The organism is Stenotrophomonas sp. YJH_SMC_135 (assembly GCF_059372355.1).
On sequence record NZ_JCAFVN010000001.1, the window covers coordinates 170,339 to 185,409 of the forward strand.

The window sequence follows — 15,071 nt, forward strand, 5'->3', positions numbered from 1 at the left end:
ATGCGCGGAAACATCGCCCAACTGATGCAGCAGGCCCAGAAGATGCAGGAAAACCTGCAGAAGGCCCAGGAAGAAATCGCCAAGATCGAAGTGACCGGCAGTGCCGGTGGCGGCATGGTCAGCGTGACCCTGACCGGCGCCAAGGAATGCCGCAAGGTGCGCATCGACCCGTCGCTGACCAGCGACCCGGAGATGCTGGAAGACCTGATCGCCGCCGCCTTCAACGACGCTTCGAACAAGATCGACGCCGAGTCGAAGTCGAAGATGGGTTCGGCCACCGCCGGCATGCAGCTGCCGCCGGGCATGAAGCTGCCGTTCTGATTGCCAGCGTGGCACCCGTGCAAGCGGGTGCCACAGAATCTGTAGCCGTCGAGCCTGCTCGACGCCATGAAAGCATGCCGCCGTGTCCGCACCCCTGCTTGAACAATTGATCGACGCACTGCGGGTGCTGCCTGGCGTGGGCCAGAAGACCGCACAGCGCATGGCCTACCACCTGCTCGAGCGCGAGCGCGAAGGTGGCCAGCGACTGGCCGAAGCCCTGGCGCTGGCGGTGGAGCGCATCGGCCACTGCGCGCAGTGCCGCGACTTCAGCGAAACCGAGCTGTGCCCGACCTGTGCCAACAGCAGCCGCGAGCGCAGCCAGCTGTGCGTGGTCGAATCGCCGGCCGACCGCCTGGCCATCGAAAACGCCACCGGCTTCCGCGGTGTCTACTTCGTGCTGCAGGGCCGGCTGTCGCCGCTCGATGGCATCGGCCCGCGCGAGCTGGGCCTGGAGCAGCTGGAGCAGCGTCTGGCCGACGGTGAGGTGCAGGAGCTGATCATCGCCACCAGTGCCACCGTCGAAGGCGAAGCCACCGCGCACTACCTGGCGCAGCTGGCGCGCGCGCGCAAGGTGCAGCCCAGCCGGCTGGCACAGGGCCTGCCGCTCGGTGGCGAGCTTGAATACGTTGACCGCGGCACGCTGTCGCACGCGTTCGGAACGCGCAGCGAATTCCGCGATTGAGCGCCACCCGGGCATCGCCCGGCGCGGCCGGCCTACAATGCGGAAGACACTCCCGCCGAGGCCGACCATGAGCAACGAAACCCTCTTCAGCAAGATCATCCGTCGCGAGATCCCGGCCACCATCGTCTACGAGGACGACGAGGTGCTGGGCTTCAAGGACATCGCACCGCAGGCGCCGGTGCACGTACTGTTCATTCCGAAGAACGAGATCATCCCGACCCTGGACGACCTGCAGCCGTCGCAGGCGCACCTGATCGGGAAGCTTGCCCTGGCTGCCGCCGAATATGCGCGCCGCGAAGGGTTCGCGCAGGACGGCTACCGCATCGTGATGAACTGCCGCGAGGATGCCGGGCAGACCGTGTTCCACATCCACATGCACCTGCTGGCCGGGGCGCCGCTGGGGCATTTCGGTACGCCGGGGCGCTGAGCGCCCGGCATCCACCATTGCCCGCAGTGGATCCATGCGATGCGTGGATGAAAAAAAGGCCGCCCGAAGGCGGCCTTTTTCGATCACGCATGGCCGGTGGCGATCACCACCAGCCCCAACGGCCGTAACCACCCCAGTACGGGCCATACGGGCCCGGGCCCCACGGGCCATAGGGGTAGGGCACCACATCGACCTGGCGCTGTTCCGGCCACAGGTAGATCACATCGGCCGACAGCTTCGGCAGGCGATAGTCGTACTCCCCGATGCGGGTGTTCTGGTAGCCGTCGATCTTGCCGATGAAGGTCACGTCGCGGCCGGCTTCAAACACGGCCGGGTCGTAGAAGCCGGCGCGGCACGCAATGAAGCGGCCGTCGCTGGCGTCGGACGAGGTGGTGTTCGGGCGGCCACTGGCGTTGAGGGGGCGCGAGATCATCTGGAAGCAGGTCTCGCCCTGGCCGGGCTTGGTCTCAATGATGCGACCACCCCATCGGACCGGCGTGCCGACCTGCTGGGTGGCGACCGAGTCGCGCGGGGAGACCAGGCTGAACTGTCCCTGCAGCGGCTTGGGGGCCGTGGCGCAGGCCGACAGGGCCAGCGTGGCCACAGCGGTGAGGAGGAACTTGGTGTTCATGGGGAGGCTCCGGAAGTCGGGCGATGCCTGCGCAGGTCCCGCAATAATGAAGCGAGGTCGGTGCAAGTTCCAGCGTAACGCGCGTCGGCGAAACGCTGGCTGAGTGCCAGCAGGGCGGGGTCGGGGCGCACGGCGTGTACCCGTCGTGACCAGTCGCATGCCGTCTCGTGGGGGGCGCGGGCCAGGCCAAGGCGCGCATAGCGCCGCCCCAGCCGGTGCCAGGCGCGCAGCAGCGGGTCGCGCTCGCGCTCGCCGCGGGCCAGCAGCCAGGCCATCCATGCCAATGCCAGCAGTGCGGCGACCACGAAGCCGGCCACCAGCTGCGCCGGCCCGAGATCATCCAGCCCGAACGGCCTGAGCAGCTGCTGCTGACGGCGTGCGTCGAAGGAAAGCACCAGGTCGTTCCAGCCACGGCGCAGCCAGTCACCCATCTGCCCCAGCTGCAGCCAGCGCTGCTGCAGCGGGGTGTCCGTGCCGGCCTGCAAGCGGTCGTCCAGCGTGTCCAGGATGCGTTCCGGTGCCACGGCCGCAGTCGGGTCCACCCGGACCCAGCCGCGCTGGGGCAGCCAGACTTCGGCCCAGGCGTGGGCGTCCATGCGCCGCACTACCCAGTAGTCCCCGATGCGGTTGCGGGTGCCACCTGCGAAGCCGGTCACCACCCGGGCCGGAATGCCGGCGTTGCGCATCAGCACCACGAAGGCCGAGCTGAAGTGCTGGCAGAAGCCGGCCTTGTAGTTGAACAGGAAATCGTCGACCGGATCGCGCCCGGCCACCGGGGTATCGAGCGTGTAGGAGAAGTCGCGGGTGATCCACTGCAGCGCTCGGCGGACGATGGCTTCGTCATCGTTGCCGGCCTCCTGCCGCCATTGCCGTGCCAGCTGGGCGGTGCGCGGATTGAAGCCGGGGGGAAGCTGCAGCGCGGCGCGGCGCAGGTAGGGCGACAGATCGGTGTCGAACCGTTGCGGAGGCGCCGAATGCAACCGCCAGCGGCTGAGCGCGGACAGCGTGCGGTCGCTGCGCAGGCTCATGTCCGCATCGAAACTGCTGCCTTCCGGTGCGCGGCTGGGCAGGTCCAGGGCCACCAGCAGGCGACGGTCGGTGGGTTCGTAGTCGATCTGGTAGTCCCATCCCTGTGCGGCGGCTTCGACCACGGGGGCGGGGCGCCGGGCCGTCGCGCGATCGCGGCTCCAGCGGTGGCCATCGAAGGAAGTCAGCACCGGGCCGCGCCAATAGCGCTGCGCGGGCTCGGGCACCGCGCCGAAGAACTGCACGCGCAGCGCCGGGGTATCGTCGGCCATCAGGTCCAGCCATTGGTCCGGCGCCATGCTGTCAGCCAGGCCGGGCGTACCCACCGCTCGTTCGGGTACGCCCCACAACGGCGTGGACAAGCGCGGGAACAACCAGAAGCAGGCCAGTGCCAGCGGCAGGCCGATGCCAAGCAGGCGGCCGACGCCGCGCAGTTGACCGTGCAGTGGCAGGCGTGGGCTGCGGCCCTCGTCCTGGGCCAGGCGTTGCAGGGCCAGCAGTGCGGCAACCGCGGCCAGCGCAGCCAGTCCCGTGGTCAGCGGGCCCTGGTCGAGCAGGAAGGCCGCGAACGGCGAGAACAGCGCGAAACCGAGCAGGCTGCGCGCATCACGCAGGTTGCGCAGTTCGCTGGATTTGATGGCCAGCATCGCCGCCAGCAGCGCACAGCCGGTATCACGCCCCGGCCGCACCATGCCCATCTGCCAGACGATGGTGGCGAGCATGGCCAGCACCAGCAGCAGGCGCACCGGCATCGGCAGCACCCGCCGCCAGGAAAGCGCAGCGGTCAGCACGGCGGTGATCGCGATCACGACGGCCAGCACCGGCGGCAGCTGCAGCAGCAGTGGCAGCAGCGCCAGCGCTGCGCTGGCCAGGGTCCAGCTGCGGGCGTTGCGATCGAGCAGGACGGCAGGCTCAGTCATGGGGCATCAGCGCCAGTGCGCGCAGGCACAGGTGGTGGTGGCTGGCGCCCTGGCCGGGCCCGAACGGGGGATGGGCTGGAAGCAGCAGCGTGTAGCGCCGGCCTTCGCGCTCGGCCATGTCGACCCAGCGTGCCAACCGCGCGATGCGTGCTTCATGGCCCAGCGGCGCCAGCGTGCGCCAGTCCAGCACCACTTCGATGCCGATCGGCTTCTCGTATTCGCGTACCAGCAGGCTGTCGCGGCGTGCCGAGTGTTTCCAGGCAATGCTGCGCGGGGCGTCGCCGGCACGATAGGGGCGCAGCTGGTGCAGCTCGTCGCCACTGGCATGGGCGCGGGTGTGCAGTGGATCGCTGCCACTTTCCGGAAGGGGTGGTGCCAGTGCCTCGGCCAGTGGATAAACCAGCAGCGGCTGCTCCGGCCACACCCACGACCATGCCCGCACCAGCCCCAGAGGCTGCGTGCTGGACAGGCGGATGCGCGGCAGTTCCAGCCAGCCGCGGCGCTCGCTGGGGACATCCAGCTCCACTTCGCCGCGACCGTGTGCAGGCAGTGCGACCCACGCCTCGCTTGCGCCCAGCTGCAGGTGCAGCCCGTGGCGCGCGCGCGGGTCGCGCAACGACAGGTCCACGCGCAGGCGCAGGGGGTGCCCGGCCGGAACCGGCTCGGCGGAGATTGCATCGATCTGTATGCCGGACAGCTGCAGGTGCGCGGCAATGGCGCTGGCGATCGCTGCTGCGGCCAGCAACAGGGCCAGCAGCAGGGCCGGGTTGTTGTTGTAGTTCAATGCGCCCAGCAGCATCGCCGACAGCAGGGTGGCGACGAACAGGCCGAAGCGGGTCGGCAGTACATAGATGCGATGGCGATCCAGTCGCTGCGGCAGGGCTTCGGGCCTGCGTGGGCGTGCCAGCAGCTGCATGCGTGCCCAGCGTGTGGCCACCTTCAGTCCACCGCGACGGTCTGCAGGATCGCCCGCGCCAGTGCCGGCCCGGAGCTGGATTCGGCCTCCGCCACCAGGCGATGGCCGGCCACTGCCACGAACAGGGTCTGCACGTCTTCGGGCACTACATGCCCGCGGCCGAGCAGCAGTGCATGCGCCCTGGCGGCACGCAGCAGGGCCAGCCCGGCGCGCGGTGACAGGCCCACGCGTACGCCGGCATGCTGGCGGCTGCGGGTCAACAGTGCCTGCACGTAGTCGATCAGCGCGTCGCTGGCGTGTACCTGGCCAACGGCTTCACGCAGCGCACGCACCTGGGTGTCATCCAGCTTCGGCACCGCGCGGGCGATCAGGTCGCGGCGATCGCTGCCACGCAGCAGCTCGCGCTCGGCCTGCACGCTCGGGTAGCCCATCGCCAGCCGCAGCAGGAAACGATCGAGCTGCGAATCCGGCAACGGGAAGGTGCCGGACAGGTCGACCGGGTTCTGCGTGGCGATCACGAAGAATGGATCGGGCAGTGGATGCGTCTGTCCATCCAGGGTGACCTGCTGCTCGGCCATCGCCTCCAGCAACGCGCTCTGCGTGCGCGGCGGTGCGCGGTTGATCTCATCGGCCAGCAGCACGTGGGTGAACACCGGGCCGGGGTGGAACTGGAACTGGCGGCTGCCGGCCTCGTACACCGATACGCCCAGTACGTCCGCCGGCAACAGGTCGGAAGTGAACTGCACGCGCTGGAAGCTGAGGCCGAGGCTGCTGGCCAATGCATGCGCCAGCGTGGTCTTGCCCAGCCCGGGCAGATCTTCGATGAGCAGGTGGCCGCCGGAAAGCAGGGCGACAAAGGCCAGCCTGACTTCCGGCACCTTGCCCAGTACCAGTGCGTTCACCTGATCCTGTGCCTCCCGCAGGGCCTGGCGCAGTTGATCGGTTAGCATGCTGGGATTGGGGGACGAGGCTGGCATGATCGTCTCAGGTCTGGAATCCACTCGATTATCCATAGAGCAATGCAAGGCGAACAGCGCGCGCGGGCAATATTTCTCTGGTTATGGACGCTTATCACAGCGGCCAAGCTGGTGGTGGCTGCACGCCTGCCGCTGTTCGTCGATGAGGCGTTCTATTGGCAGGAAGGCCAGCACCTGGCCGCCGCCTATTCCGACCTGCCGGGGTTGACAGCATGGCTTGCACGCCTGGGCGTGGAAATCGGTGGCCATCACGTGCTCGCATTGCGCCTGCCGTTCCTGGCCATCGGTGCGTTGCTGCCGTTGCTGGTGGTGCGCATCGCCACGCGCTGGTTTGGCAACGTCGCAGGGTGGCAGGCGGGCAGCCTGACCCTGCTGATGCCGCTGTCGGCCACGCTGGGCCTGCTGGCCGTGCCGGATGTGCCGATGGCGCTTGCGGCGGTGATCTGCCTGCACGCCGGTGCGCGCCTGCTGCACAACGTGGATGCGTCGTCGGCGATGAAGCTGGCGCTGGGCCTGCTGATCGGTGCGCTCAGCCACTACCGTTTCATTGGCGTCATCGGTGTCGGCTTCATTGCGCTGCTGGCGCTGCCGCAGGGCCGCCGCATGCTGGCCGACCCGCGCGTATGGGTGGCGCTGGCGGTGGGTGTACTGGCCTGGCTGCCGTTGCTGGCGTGGAATGCGGACAACCATGATGCCGGCCTGAAGTTCCAGGTGGTCGAGCGCCACCCGTGGACGTTCGAGTGGGAAGGGCTGTGGTTCCTGGTGATCCAGCCGATGCTGGTGACGCCGATCCTGTGCATCGCGATGTGGAAGGTCGCCCTGGCGGGTACCCGCAGCGGTGGTGGTGTGCGGGTGCAATGGCGCTATTTCGGCCTGGTGGGCGGGGTGTCGACGCTGGGCATCTTCCTGCTGGGCTTCTTCACCGATGTCGAGCGGATCAGTTTCCATTGGCCGTTGCCGGGCTACCTGGCGCTGCTGGTGGCCGTGCCGGTGGTCCTCAACGGCTGGCCACGCTGGCTGCGCCGCACCGGCTGGTGGCTGGCAGCTGCAGGCACCGTACTGGCTTTCGGCTACTACCTGATGGCGTCCACGCCGGCGCTGCGCGAGCAGATGGCCGGCAGCAAGTACTACCCGCGCAACTTTGCCGGCTGGCAGCCGCTGGCCGTGGCGGTGCGCGACGAACTGCGGCAGATGCCGCCGGGCACGCGTGTGCTGGCGGGCAACTTCAAGGTCGGTGCCGAACTGGGCTTCCAGCTGGGCAACGGTGATATCGAGGTGTTGCCGCATCCGCTCAACGACAAGCATGGGCGGACCGCACAGCTGGCACAGTGGGGCCTGCTGCACGAAGGCCCGCGCAGTGCGCCGATGCTGCTGGTGCTGTCACCCAGCGACCAGCGCTACCGCGATCTGCTGGCGCGCTATCACGCCATCTGCGAGCAGGTGGGGCCGTTGCCGGCGCCGCGCGTGGTCAGCAGCGATCATGGTTTCCAGCGCTTCCTGCTGTTCCAGCTGCCGGTGCAGCGCGCGCAGGGGCCCTGCGTGACGCCGGCAATGGCTTGGCTGGATGCGCCGTCCAACGGTGAGAAGGTCTCCGGAACGCTCGCCATCAAGGGCTGGGCATTCAAGGATGGCGTGGGGTTGGCGCGCATCGAAGTGCTGGTCGATGGCCATTCGATTGGCGATGCGCGCTACGGGCGCATGTTCGACATCCGCCACACCTGGCCGGACAGCACCGATCCGCAACATCCGGCGGTGGGCTTCGACGCATCGCTGGATACCACCACGCTGGCGCCGGGGCGGCATTGGCTTGGCCTGCGCCTGCACGGCCGCGACGGCAGCGTGGAGGCGTGGCAGGAGCAGCCGTTCGAAGTTCGTTGAGGTCCCCTGGTCCTGTAGAGCCGAGCCGATGCTCGGCTGCTTCTGCTACAGATGGCGGGCAGCCTAAAAAAAAGACGGCCGAGCAAGGGCTCGGCTCTACCGTTCACGGCACCGCGAATCCAGCCCTGCGCAGCAGGCCGCACACCGCGATCAGTGGCAGGCCGACCAGCGCGGTCGGGTCGCGGTTGTCGATTGCCTCGAACAGGCTGATGCCCAGGCCCTCGCACTTGAAGCTGCCGGCGCAGTCCAGCGGCTGCTCGGCGGCGACGTAGCGGACGATTTCCTGCGGGTCCAGCACGCGGAAGCGTACTTCGGTCAGATCCAGGGTGGCGAGGGATTCTCCATCCCGCCTGAGACTGATTGCCGTGTGAAAGCGCACCGTCTGTCCGGACATTGCCGCCAGCTGCGCACAGGCCGCCTCGACCGTGCCCGGCTTGCCCAGCGGCTGGCCGTTCAGATCGGCCACCTGGTCCGAGCCGATCACCCAGGCGCCCGGATGGCGGGCGGCCACGTCGGCGGCCTTGGCGGCGGCCAGGCGCGTGGCCAGGGCCAGCGGGGTCTCGGCGCCCAGAGGGGTTTCATCCACGTCCGGGCGTGCGCAGTCGAAGGGCAGGCCCAGCCGTTCCAGCAGTTCGCGACGGTAGCGGGAGGTGGAGGCCAGGACCAGTGACATGTGACAATACCGGGGCAGGGCGCGGCAGTCTGGCCCCTCCACGGCGCCAGCGGCAAGTGCTGCAGGGCGGGCATTTGACAGCGGGCGGTGCGATCCTTAGTATTCAGCGGCTTATGTCCGCGAACGTGCCCGAAACGCTGGATGCCTGGCGGATGGTTGTAGCGCGAAGGCGCTTCGACGGTCAGGTCTCCCTGGCTGAATTGACCCGCCTGCAGGGGTTGGTCGCAGATACCGACGGCGAGTGTGTCTACTCGCTTGAATTCGGTCGCGACGACGTCTTGCGGGTATCCTATGTGGAACTGACCATCGACACCGCGCTGCCGCTGACCTGTCAGCGCAGCATGCAGCGATTCCTGTTGCCGGTGAAGGTGACCCAGAGGCTTGGCCTGATCCGCGACGAGGACGAGGAATCGTCCCTGCCGGAGGAATACGAGGCGTTGCTGGTGCCGGAAGACGGCCAGCTGCGTCCGCTGGATCTGGTCGAGGACGAATTGGTGCTGGCGGTGCCCGTGGTGCCGCTGTCGCCCGACGGTGAAGCAGTCGACAAGGACTGGGCACCGAGCGAAGAAGAAACGAAGAAGGCCAACCCGTTCGCGGCGTTGGCGGCACTGAAGAAACAATAGCAGCCGGATTGTCGTCGGCGGCTGCGGCGAAAGCGAAAGTGTGCTGGGCGCTGGCGTCCTGCGCGACGATACGACGAAGCAAAACGAACCGAGTTTGGAGCAATCCCATGGCTGTGCAGAAATCCCGTGTTACCCCGTCCCGCCGCGGCCAGCGCCGTTCGCATGACGCCCTGAGCGCCAAGCAGCTGTCGACCGACCCGACCACCGGCGAAGTGCATCTGCGTCACCACATCACTGCCGATGGTTTCTACCGCGGCAAGAAGGTCATCCAGACCAAGACCTCGGCCGTCGAAGAAGATTGATGTGCCGGGAAGGCCGCTGCCTCCGGGCAGCGGCCTTTGCCTTCTTTCCCGGGCGTGCCGGTGATCGGCGGCCCGCGCAACAGGAAACATGATGAGCAAGCGGATCTATTCGAGGATCGCGGGCACCGGTAGCTATTTGCCGGAAAAAGTCCTGACCAACGCCGACCTGGAAAAAATGGTCGAAACCTCGGATGAGTGGATCCAGTCGCGCACCGGTATTCGTGAACGGCACATCGCGGCCGAAGGCGAAACCACCAGCGACCTTGGCTACAACGCCGCCCTGCGCGCGCTTGAAGCCGCAGGCATCGATGCCTCGCAGCTCGACATGATCGTGGTCGGCACGACCACCCCTGATCTCATTTTTCCGTCCACCGCGTGCCTGATCCAGGCCAAGCTCGGTGTGGCCGGGTGCCCCGCCTTCGACGTCAACGCAGCCTGTTCCGGCTTCGTGTTCGCGCTGGGCGTGGCCGACAAGTTCATCCGCTCCGGCGACTGCAAGCACGTGCTGGTGATCGGCACCGAAACGTTGACCCGCATGGTCGACTGGAACGATCGCACCACCTGCGTGCTGTTCGGCGATGGCGCCGGCGCTGTCGTGCTCAAGGCCGACGAAGACACCGGCATCCTCAGCACCCACCTGCATGCCGATGGCAGCAAGAAGGAACTGCTGTGGAACCCGGTCGGCGTTTCGACCGGCTTCAAGGACGGCGCCAACGGTGGCGGCACCATCAACATGAAGGGCAACGACGTGTTCAAGTACGCCGTCAAGGCGCTGGACTCGGTCGTGGACGAGACCCTGGCCGCCAACGGCCTGGACAAGTCCGACCTGGACTGGCTGATCCCGCACCAGGCCAACCTGCGCATCATCGAAGCCACCGCCAAGCGGCTGGAGATGTCGATGGACCAGGTCGTGGTGACCGTCGACAAGCACGGCAACACCTCCTCCGGCTCGGTGCCGCTGGCGCTGGATGCCGCGGTGCGTTCGGGCAAGGTCGAGCGTGGCCAGTTGCTGCTGCTGGAGGCCTTCGGCGGCGGCTTCACCTGGGGTTCGGCCCTGCTGCGCTATTGATAGTGCAAGTTACGACAATGTGAAGTCTTGTCGTTACGGCCCCTCCGGGGCCGTAACGCGTTTAAGGAGGACCTGTCATGGTTGAGCCCATCGTCATCGAAGGGCAACGTGCCTGGCTGAAGCAGTACGGCAAGGGAAGCCGGGCAATGGCCCTGGGCCTGCTCAATTTTGTTGCGCGCCGTTTCCATCTGGATGCGCTGCGCCCGCCGCCGCACCGCGGTGGCGACGCCGCACGCGAAACCGAGGCCCGCCGCCTCGCGGAACTGCAGGCGCAGGGTGTGAACGTGCCGGACGTACTGGGCGCCGGTCATGCCGCGCTGGTGATCGGCGACAACGGCAGCTCGTTCAATACCTGCCTGCGCGAAGCCGACGAAGCCGGTCGCGATCAGCTGGTGATGGCGGCGATGCTGGCCATTGCTGAAGCTCATGCCCGCGGCGCCTATTTCGGGCAGCCATTGCCGCGCAACCTCACATGGGATGGCGAGAAGGTCGGCTTCATCGATTTCGAGGAAGATCCGCTGGAAGTGATGGATCTGTCCGAAGCGCAGGCCCGCGACTGGCTGATGTTCGGTTACGGCGTGGCCAAGTACTACGCCGACCGCCCCGGGCACCTGCAGGCGATGATGGCCGAGGCGATGGGTGACGTTCAGGCGCCGGTGCGCGAGCACGTGCATGCGGTCAGCGGCCGCCTGCGCAGCCTGGCCCGGGTCTGCATGAAGCTGGGCCGTTCGGCGCGCGCGCTGGCCCATTCCATCTTCATCGCCCACGGCGCCAGCACCGCCGGCGTGTTGATGCTGGTGGGCCTGTGCGTGGATTTCCTCGCCGACGGCGACCTGGACGTCCTGCAGCTGTTCTGCTGAGGCTGATAGGGGTCAGATCCCTTTTCCGCAGGAAAAGGGATCTGACCCCGTTGCGCTTGCCCGGCCATTCACCATACGCGTGCATACGCGCACGTACAGACGACACGGCATGTTCCCCCTTATCATGGCCCGCTTCGATTGCAACAAGCGGATGACCGCGTGACCGTATCCACCCTCGCTTTTGTCTTCCCCGGCCAGGGCTCGCAGTCTGTGGGCATGGTGGCCGAGCTGGCCGAACTGCACCCACAGGTGCGTGAAGCCTTCACCGAGGCATCCGATGGTGCCGGCGTCGACCTGTGGGCGCTGTCCCAGGGCGGCCCGGAGGAAATGCTCAACCGTACCGAATACACCCAGCCGGCCCTGCTGGCCGCGAGCATCGGCGTGTGGCGCGCCTGGAACGCCGTGGGCGGTCCGCGCCCGTCGGTATTGGCCGGCCACAGCCTGGGCGAGTACACCGCCCTGGTTGCCGCAGGCGCACTGAGCCTGCATGACGGTGCGCACCTGGTGCGCCTGCGCGGCCAGCTGATGCAGGAAGCCGCACCGGCCGGTGTCGGCGCCATGGCCGCCGTGCTCGGCGCCGAAGACCAGCTGGTGCTGGACGTCTGCGCCGAAGCGGCAGGCAGCCAGGTGGTGCTGCCGGCCAACTTCAATTCGCCGGGCCAGATCGTGATCGGTGGCGACGCCGACGCGGTCGACCGTGCGCTGGCGCTGCTGGCCGAGAAGGGCGTGCGCAAGGCGGTCAAGCTGGCCGTCAGCGTGCCCTCGCACACCCCGCTCATGCGCGAAGCCGCCAACCGCCTGGCCGAAGTGATGGCCGGCCTGTCCTGGCACGCGCCGCAGCTGCCGGTGGTGCAGAACGTCGACGCCCAGGTGCACAGCGGCATCGACGCGATCCGCACCGCGCTGGTCCAGCAGCTGTACCAGCCGGTACAGTGGACCGGGTGCGTGCAGGCGCTGGCTGCCCGTGGCGTCACCCGGATCGCCGAGTGCGGCCCGGGCAAGGTGCTGACCGGCCTGGTCAAGCGCATCGACAAGGCCATCGACGGCCGTTCGCTGGCCACGCCGGGCGACTTCGAAGCCGCCCGCGAGGCATGGTCGGCCTGATCCCCCCTGTTCCTGCCGACCGTACCGGTGGCCGCGGCAAGCGGCACGGGTGCGGCGGTCGCCCCAGCCTGAGGAAAACATCATGAGCAAGCCCCTGCAGGGTGAAATCGCACTGGTCACCGGCGCCAGCCGTGGCATCGGTGCCGCCATCGCCGATCTGCTGGCCGCCCAGGGCGCCACCGTCATCGGTACCGCCACCACCGAATCCGGCGCTGCCGCGATCGGCGAACGCCTGGCCGCCCACGGTGGTCACGGCCGCGCGCTGAACGTCACCGATGCCGCCGCGCTGGACAGCGTGCTCGATGGCATCGCCAAGGAATTCGGCCCGATCTCGATCCTGGTCAACAATGCCGGCATCACCCGCGACAACCTGCTCATGCGCATGAAGGACGAGGACTGGGCGTCGATCATCGACACCAACCTGACCAGCGTGTTCCGCACCAGCAAGGCGGTGATGCGCGGCATGATGAAGGCGCGCAAGGGCCGCATCATCAACATCGCATCGGTGGTGGGCGTGACCGGCAATGCCGGCCAGGCCAACTACGCCGCGGCCAAGGCGGGCATCATCGGCTTCAGCAAGTCGCTGGCCAAGGAAATCGGTTCGCGCGGCGTCACCGTCAATGTTGTCGCACCTGGCTTCATCGACACCGACATGACCAAGGCGTTGCCGGAAGAAGCGCGCACCGCGCTGATCAACGACATCGCCCTCGAACGCCTGGGGTCGCCGGAGGACATCGCCCATGCGGTGGCCTTCCTGGCCAGCCCGGCTGCCGGTTACATCACCGGCGAAACCCTCCATGTGAACGGCGGCATGTACATGCCGTAAGCAAGGGGCGCAGGGATTGCGCCGCAAGTGGTTGATCTGCGGAGGTTTTTGCTGCAATGCAAGGCCGCGCCGGTTTCCACTACACTATCCCACGGCCATCGCCTTTGATGGCGACCACTTTTGAACCACAACTCCATCTGGAGCGAGATCCCATGAGCACCATCGAAGAACGCGTCAAGAAAATCGTCGTCGAACAGCTTGGCGTCAAGGAAGAAGAAGTCACCAACAGCGCATCGTTCGTCGATGACCTGGGCGCTGACTCGCTGGACACCGTCGAGCTGGTGATGGCCCTGGAAGAAGAATTCGAGTGCGAGATCCCGGACGAAGAAGCCGAGAAGATCAGCACCGTGCAGGCCGCCATCGACTACATCAAGGCCCACGTCAAGGCCTGATGTCAGACGGCAGTGCGCGCGCGGGCCCACGCTCGCCGCGCACCGCACCCCATGGGGCCGCAGTTGCGGCCCCGTGTGTTTGAGCATCACACCGAAGCAAACCGAGTTGCCCGTTGAAATCAGCCGGGCCAGGAGAATCAGCAATGAAGCGTCGCGTCGTCGTAACCGGCCTGGGTATCGTCTCGCCGTTGGGCAATGATCTGGCCAGCAGCTGGGAAGGCATCACCCACGGTCGTTCGGGCATCGGTCCGCTGACCAACGTTGCGGATGCCTATCTGGATCGGTTCACCACCAAGATTGCAGGTGAGGTCAAGGGATTCGACATCACCGCCGACAATGAACTGTTCGGCAAATTCCGGGTCAGCGGCAAGGATGCCAAGAAGATGGACCCGTTCATCCATTACGGCCTCGGTGCCTCGTTCATGGCCCTGCACGACTCGGGCCTGGAGATCACCGACGCCAATGCCGAGCGCATCGGCGCCATCGTCGGCGCCGGCATCGGCGGCCTGCTCGGCATCGAAGAGCAGACCATCGAGTTCCACGAGGGCAAGAAGATCTCGCCCTTCTACGTGCCCAAGACCATCATCAACATGCTGCCGGGCCAGCTGAGCATCATCACCGGCCTGAAGGGCCCGTCGTTCTCGGCGGTGTCGGCGTGCGCGACCTCGAACCATTCGATTGGTACCGCGATGCGCATGATCCAGTACGGCGACGCCGACGTGATGGTGGTTGGCGGTGCCGAGCGTGGCTCGTCGCCGACCGCACTGGGTGGCTTCTGCGCGATGAAGGCCATGAGTACCCGCAACGACGCCCCGGAACAGGCCTCGCGCCCGTGGGACAAGGACCGTGACGGCTTCGTGCTGGGCGACGGCGCCGGCATCCTGATCCTGGAAGAGTACGAGCACGCCAAGGCACGTGGCGCGAAGATCTACTGCGAACTGGCCGGCTTCGGCGCCAGCTCCGACGCGTACCACATGACCGCACCGAGCGAGAACGGCGAAGGCGCCGCGCGCTGCATGGCCATGGCCATGAAGGACGCGGGCGTGAGCCCGGAACAGGTGGGCTACCTCAACGCGCACGGTACCTCCACGCCGCTGGGCGACCTGGGCGAGACCATGGCGATGAAGACCGCCTTCGGCGACCACGCCTACAAGATGATGGTCAGCTCCACCAAGTCGATGACCGGCCACCTGCTGGGTGCTGCCGGCGGCGTGGAAGCGATCTTCTCGGTGATGGCACTGCAGGACAACGTCATCCCGCCGACCATCAACCTGCAGCAGCCGGGCGAAGGCTGCGACCTGGACTACGTGCCCAACGAAGCGCGCCAGGCCAAGGTGGACGTGGTGATGTCCAATGGCTTCGGCTTCGGCGGCACCAACGGCACGCTGATCTTCAAGCGCGTCTGACCGAGTTGTAGCGTCGGGCCATGCTCGACGCCGCGTTC

The 15,071-nt window shown here is 67.2% G+C and carries 17 protein-coding genes; 12 read left to right on the plus strand and 5 right to left on the minus strand.

Annotation, left to right across the window (positions count from 1 at the left end; genetic code table 11):
• The 3 genes from AC5P98_RS00945 to AC5P98_RS00955 all read left to right on the plus strand — a co-directional run bounded on the left by AC5P98_RS00945 (position 1) and on the right by AC5P98_RS00955 (position 1,430).
• Positions 1–321 (plus strand): YbaB/EbfC family nucleoid-associated protein, encoded by a 321-nt coding sequence (locus tag AC5P98_RS00945; protein ID WP_005408298.1) that lies wholly within the window; start codon positions 1–3, stop codon positions 319–321.
• 82 nt (positions 322–403) lie between these two features.
• On the plus strand, positions 404–1,003 hold the full coding sequence (gene recR, locus AC5P98_RS00950) for a recombination mediator RecR (protein ID WP_014646178.1): 600 nt from the start codon (positions 404–406) through the stop codon (positions 1,001–1,003).
• Between the two features lie 67 nt (positions 1,004–1,070).
• On the plus strand, positions 1,071–1,430 hold the full coding sequence (locus AC5P98_RS00955) for a histidine triad nucleotide-binding protein (RefSeq protein ID WP_014646179.1): 360 nt from the start codon (positions 1,071–1,073) through the stop codon (positions 1,428–1,430).
• 103 nt (positions 1,431–1,533) lie between these two features.
• Here AC5P98_RS00955 and AC5P98_RS00960 read toward each other — a convergent pair whose 3' ends face one another.
• From AC5P98_RS00960 to AC5P98_RS00975, 4 genes are read right to left on the minus strand one after another with little or no spacing between them, the layout of a single operon-like run.
• Positions 1,534–2,061 (minus strand): Slp family lipoprotein, encoded by a 528-nt coding sequence (locus AC5P98_RS00960; protein ID WP_014036182.1) that lies wholly within the window; start codon positions 2,059–2,061, stop codon positions 1,534–1,536.
• On the minus strand, positions 2,058–4,007 hold the full coding sequence (locus AC5P98_RS00965) for a transglutaminase TgpA family protein (RefSeq protein WP_046429192.1): 1,950 nt from the start codon (positions 4,005–4,007) through the stop codon (positions 2,058–2,060). Before AC5P98_RS00965 ends, AC5P98_RS00960 begins: the two co-directional genes overlap by 4 nt.
• Positions 4,000–4,923: a DUF58 domain-containing protein gene (locus AC5P98_RS00970; protein ID WP_032958561.1), complete on the minus strand. Its 924-nt coding sequence runs from the start codon at positions 4,921–4,923 to the stop codon at positions 4,000–4,002. Before AC5P98_RS00970 ends, AC5P98_RS00965 begins: the two co-directional genes overlap by 8 nt.
• A gap of 23 nt (positions 4,924–4,946) precedes the next feature.
• Positions 4,947–5,900 (minus strand): AAA family ATPase, encoded by a 954-nt coding sequence (locus AC5P98_RS00975; RefSeq protein ID WP_032958559.1) that lies wholly within the window; start codon positions 5,898–5,900, stop codon positions 4,947–4,949.
• A 42-nt stretch (positions 5,901–5,942) separates the two neighbouring features.
• On the opposite strand from AC5P98_RS00975, the gene AC5P98_RS00980 reads away from it, so the two are divergent.
• Entirely contained in the window at positions 5,943–7,778 is a 1,836-nt protein-coding gene (locus AC5P98_RS00980; RefSeq protein ID WP_046429196.1) for a glycosyltransferase family 39 protein, read from the plus strand.
• A gap of 103 nt (positions 7,779–7,881) precedes the next feature.
• Here the strand turns inward: AC5P98_RS00980 and AC5P98_RS00985 are convergent, their stop codons facing one another.
• Positions 7,882–8,451 (minus strand): Maf family protein, encoded by a 570-nt coding sequence (locus AC5P98_RS00985; RefSeq protein WP_049404888.1) that lies wholly within the window; start codon positions 8,449–8,451, stop codon positions 7,882–7,884.
• 113 nt (positions 8,452–8,564) lie between these two features.
• Here AC5P98_RS00985 and AC5P98_RS00990 point away from each other — a divergent pair, with 113 nt between their 5' ends.
• The 8 genes from AC5P98_RS00990 (at position 8,565) to fabF (ending at position 15,033) form a co-directional block, all read left to right on the plus strand.
• Positions 8,565–9,074: a YceD family protein gene (locus tag AC5P98_RS00990; protein WP_049404889.1), complete on the plus strand. Its 510-nt coding sequence runs from the start codon at positions 8,565–8,567 to the stop codon at positions 9,072–9,074.
• Positions 9,075–9,181: 107 nt separating this feature from the next.
• The gene (rpmF, locus tag AC5P98_RS00995) at positions 9,182–9,376 is read left to right on the plus strand and encodes a 50S ribosomal protein L32 (protein WP_005408308.1); all 195 of its coding nucleotides are present in this window, start codon (positions 9,182–9,184) and stop codon (positions 9,374–9,376) included.
• 91 nt (positions 9,377–9,467) lie between these two features.
• The gene (locus AC5P98_RS01000; RefSeq protein ID WP_014646186.1) at positions 9,468–10,445 is read left to right on the plus strand and encodes a beta-ketoacyl-ACP synthase III; all 978 of its coding nucleotides are present in this window, start codon (positions 9,468–9,470) and stop codon (positions 10,443–10,445) included.
• A gap of 77 nt (positions 10,446–10,522) precedes the next feature.
• Entirely contained in the window at positions 10,523–11,305 is a 783-nt protein-coding gene (locus tag AC5P98_RS01005) for a BUD32 family EKC/KEOPS complex subunit (RefSeq protein ID WP_049404890.1), read from the plus strand.
• Positions 11,306–11,464: 159 nt separating this feature from the next.
• Positions 11,465–12,409 (plus strand): ACP S-malonyltransferase, encoded by a 945-nt coding sequence (gene fabD, locus AC5P98_RS01010; RefSeq protein WP_049404891.1) that lies wholly within the window; start codon positions 11,465–11,467, stop codon positions 12,407–12,409.
• Between the two features lie 82 nt (positions 12,410–12,491).
• On the plus strand, positions 12,492–13,235 hold the full coding sequence (fabG, locus tag AC5P98_RS01015; RefSeq protein WP_005408312.1) for a 3-oxoacyl-ACP reductase FabG: 744 nt from the start codon (positions 12,492–12,494) through the stop codon (positions 13,233–13,235).
• A 152-nt stretch (positions 13,236–13,387) separates the two neighbouring features.
• On the plus strand, positions 13,388–13,627 hold the full coding sequence (acpP, locus tag AC5P98_RS01020) for an acyl carrier protein (protein ID WP_005415509.1): 240 nt from the start codon (positions 13,388–13,390) through the stop codon (positions 13,625–13,627).
• A 143-nt stretch (positions 13,628–13,770) separates the two neighbouring features.
• Complete coding sequence (fabF, locus tag AC5P98_RS01025; RefSeq protein ID WP_049404892.1) at positions 13,771–15,033, plus strand: beta-ketoacyl-ACP synthase II; 1,263 nt, start codon at positions 13,771–13,773, stop codon at positions 15,031–15,033.
• The last annotated feature ends 38 nt before the right edge of the window (positions 15,034–15,071 follow it).

Excerpts from the sequence above, each read along its gene's own strand:
- AC5P98_RS00990 (WP_049404889.1), top strand. The coding sequence starts at position 8,565 with ATGTCCGCGAACGTGCCCGAAACGCTGGATGCCTGGCGGATGGTTGTA.
- AC5P98_RS00955 (WP_014646179.1), top strand. The coding sequence starts at position 1,071 with ATGAGCAACGAAACCCTCTTCAGCAAGATCATCCGTCGCGAGATCCCG.
- AC5P98_RS00945 (WP_005408298.1), top strand. The coding sequence starts at position 1 with ATGCGCGGAAACATCGCCCAACTGATGCAGCAGGCCCAGAAGATGCAG.
- AC5P98_RS00985 (WP_049404888.1), bottom strand. The coding sequence starts at position 8,451 with ATGTCACTGGTCCTGGCCTCCACCTCCCGCTACCGTCGCGAACTGCTG.
- fabG (WP_005408312.1), top strand. The coding sequence starts at position 12,492 with ATGAGCAAGCCCCTGCAGGGTGAAATCGCACTGGTCACCGGCGCCAGC.
- acpP (WP_005415509.1), top strand. The coding sequence starts at position 13,388 with ATGAGCACCATCGAAGAACGCGTCAAGAAAATCGTCGTCGAACAGCTT.
- fabF (WP_049404892.1), top strand. The coding sequence starts at position 13,771 with ATGAAGCGTCGCGTCGTCGTAACCGGCCTGGGTATCGTCTCGCCGTTG.
- AC5P98_RS00965 (WP_046429192.1), bottom strand. The coding sequence starts at position 4,007 with ATGACTGAGCCTGCCGTCCTGCTCGATCGCAACGCCCGCAGCTGGACC.
- AC5P98_RS01005 (WP_049404890.1), top strand. The coding sequence starts at position 10,523 with ATGGTTGAGCCCATCGTCATCGAAGGGCAACGTGCCTGGCTGAAGCAG.
- AC5P98_RS00970 (WP_032958561.1), bottom strand. The coding sequence starts at position 4,923 with ATGCAGCTGCTGGCACGCCCACGCAGGCCCGAAGCCCTGCCGCAGCGA.
- AC5P98_RS00960 (WP_014036182.1), bottom strand. The coding sequence starts at position 2,061 with ATGAACACCAAGTTCCTCCTCACCGCTGTGGCCACGCTGGCCCTGTCG.
- AC5P98_RS00975 (WP_032958559.1), bottom strand. The coding sequence starts at position 5,900 with ATGCCAGCCTCGTCCCCCAATCCCAGCATGCTAACCGATCAACTGCGC.
- AC5P98_RS00980 (WP_046429196.1), top strand. The coding sequence starts at position 5,943 with ATGCAAGGCGAACAGCGCGCGCGGGCAATATTTCTCTGGTTATGGACG.
- rpmF (WP_005408308.1), top strand. The coding sequence starts at position 9,182 with ATGGCTGTGCAGAAATCCCGTGTTACCCCGTCCCGCCGCGGCCAGCGC.
- AC5P98_RS01000 (WP_014646186.1), top strand. The coding sequence starts at position 9,468 with ATGAGCAAGCGGATCTATTCGAGGATCGCGGGCACCGGTAGCTATTTG.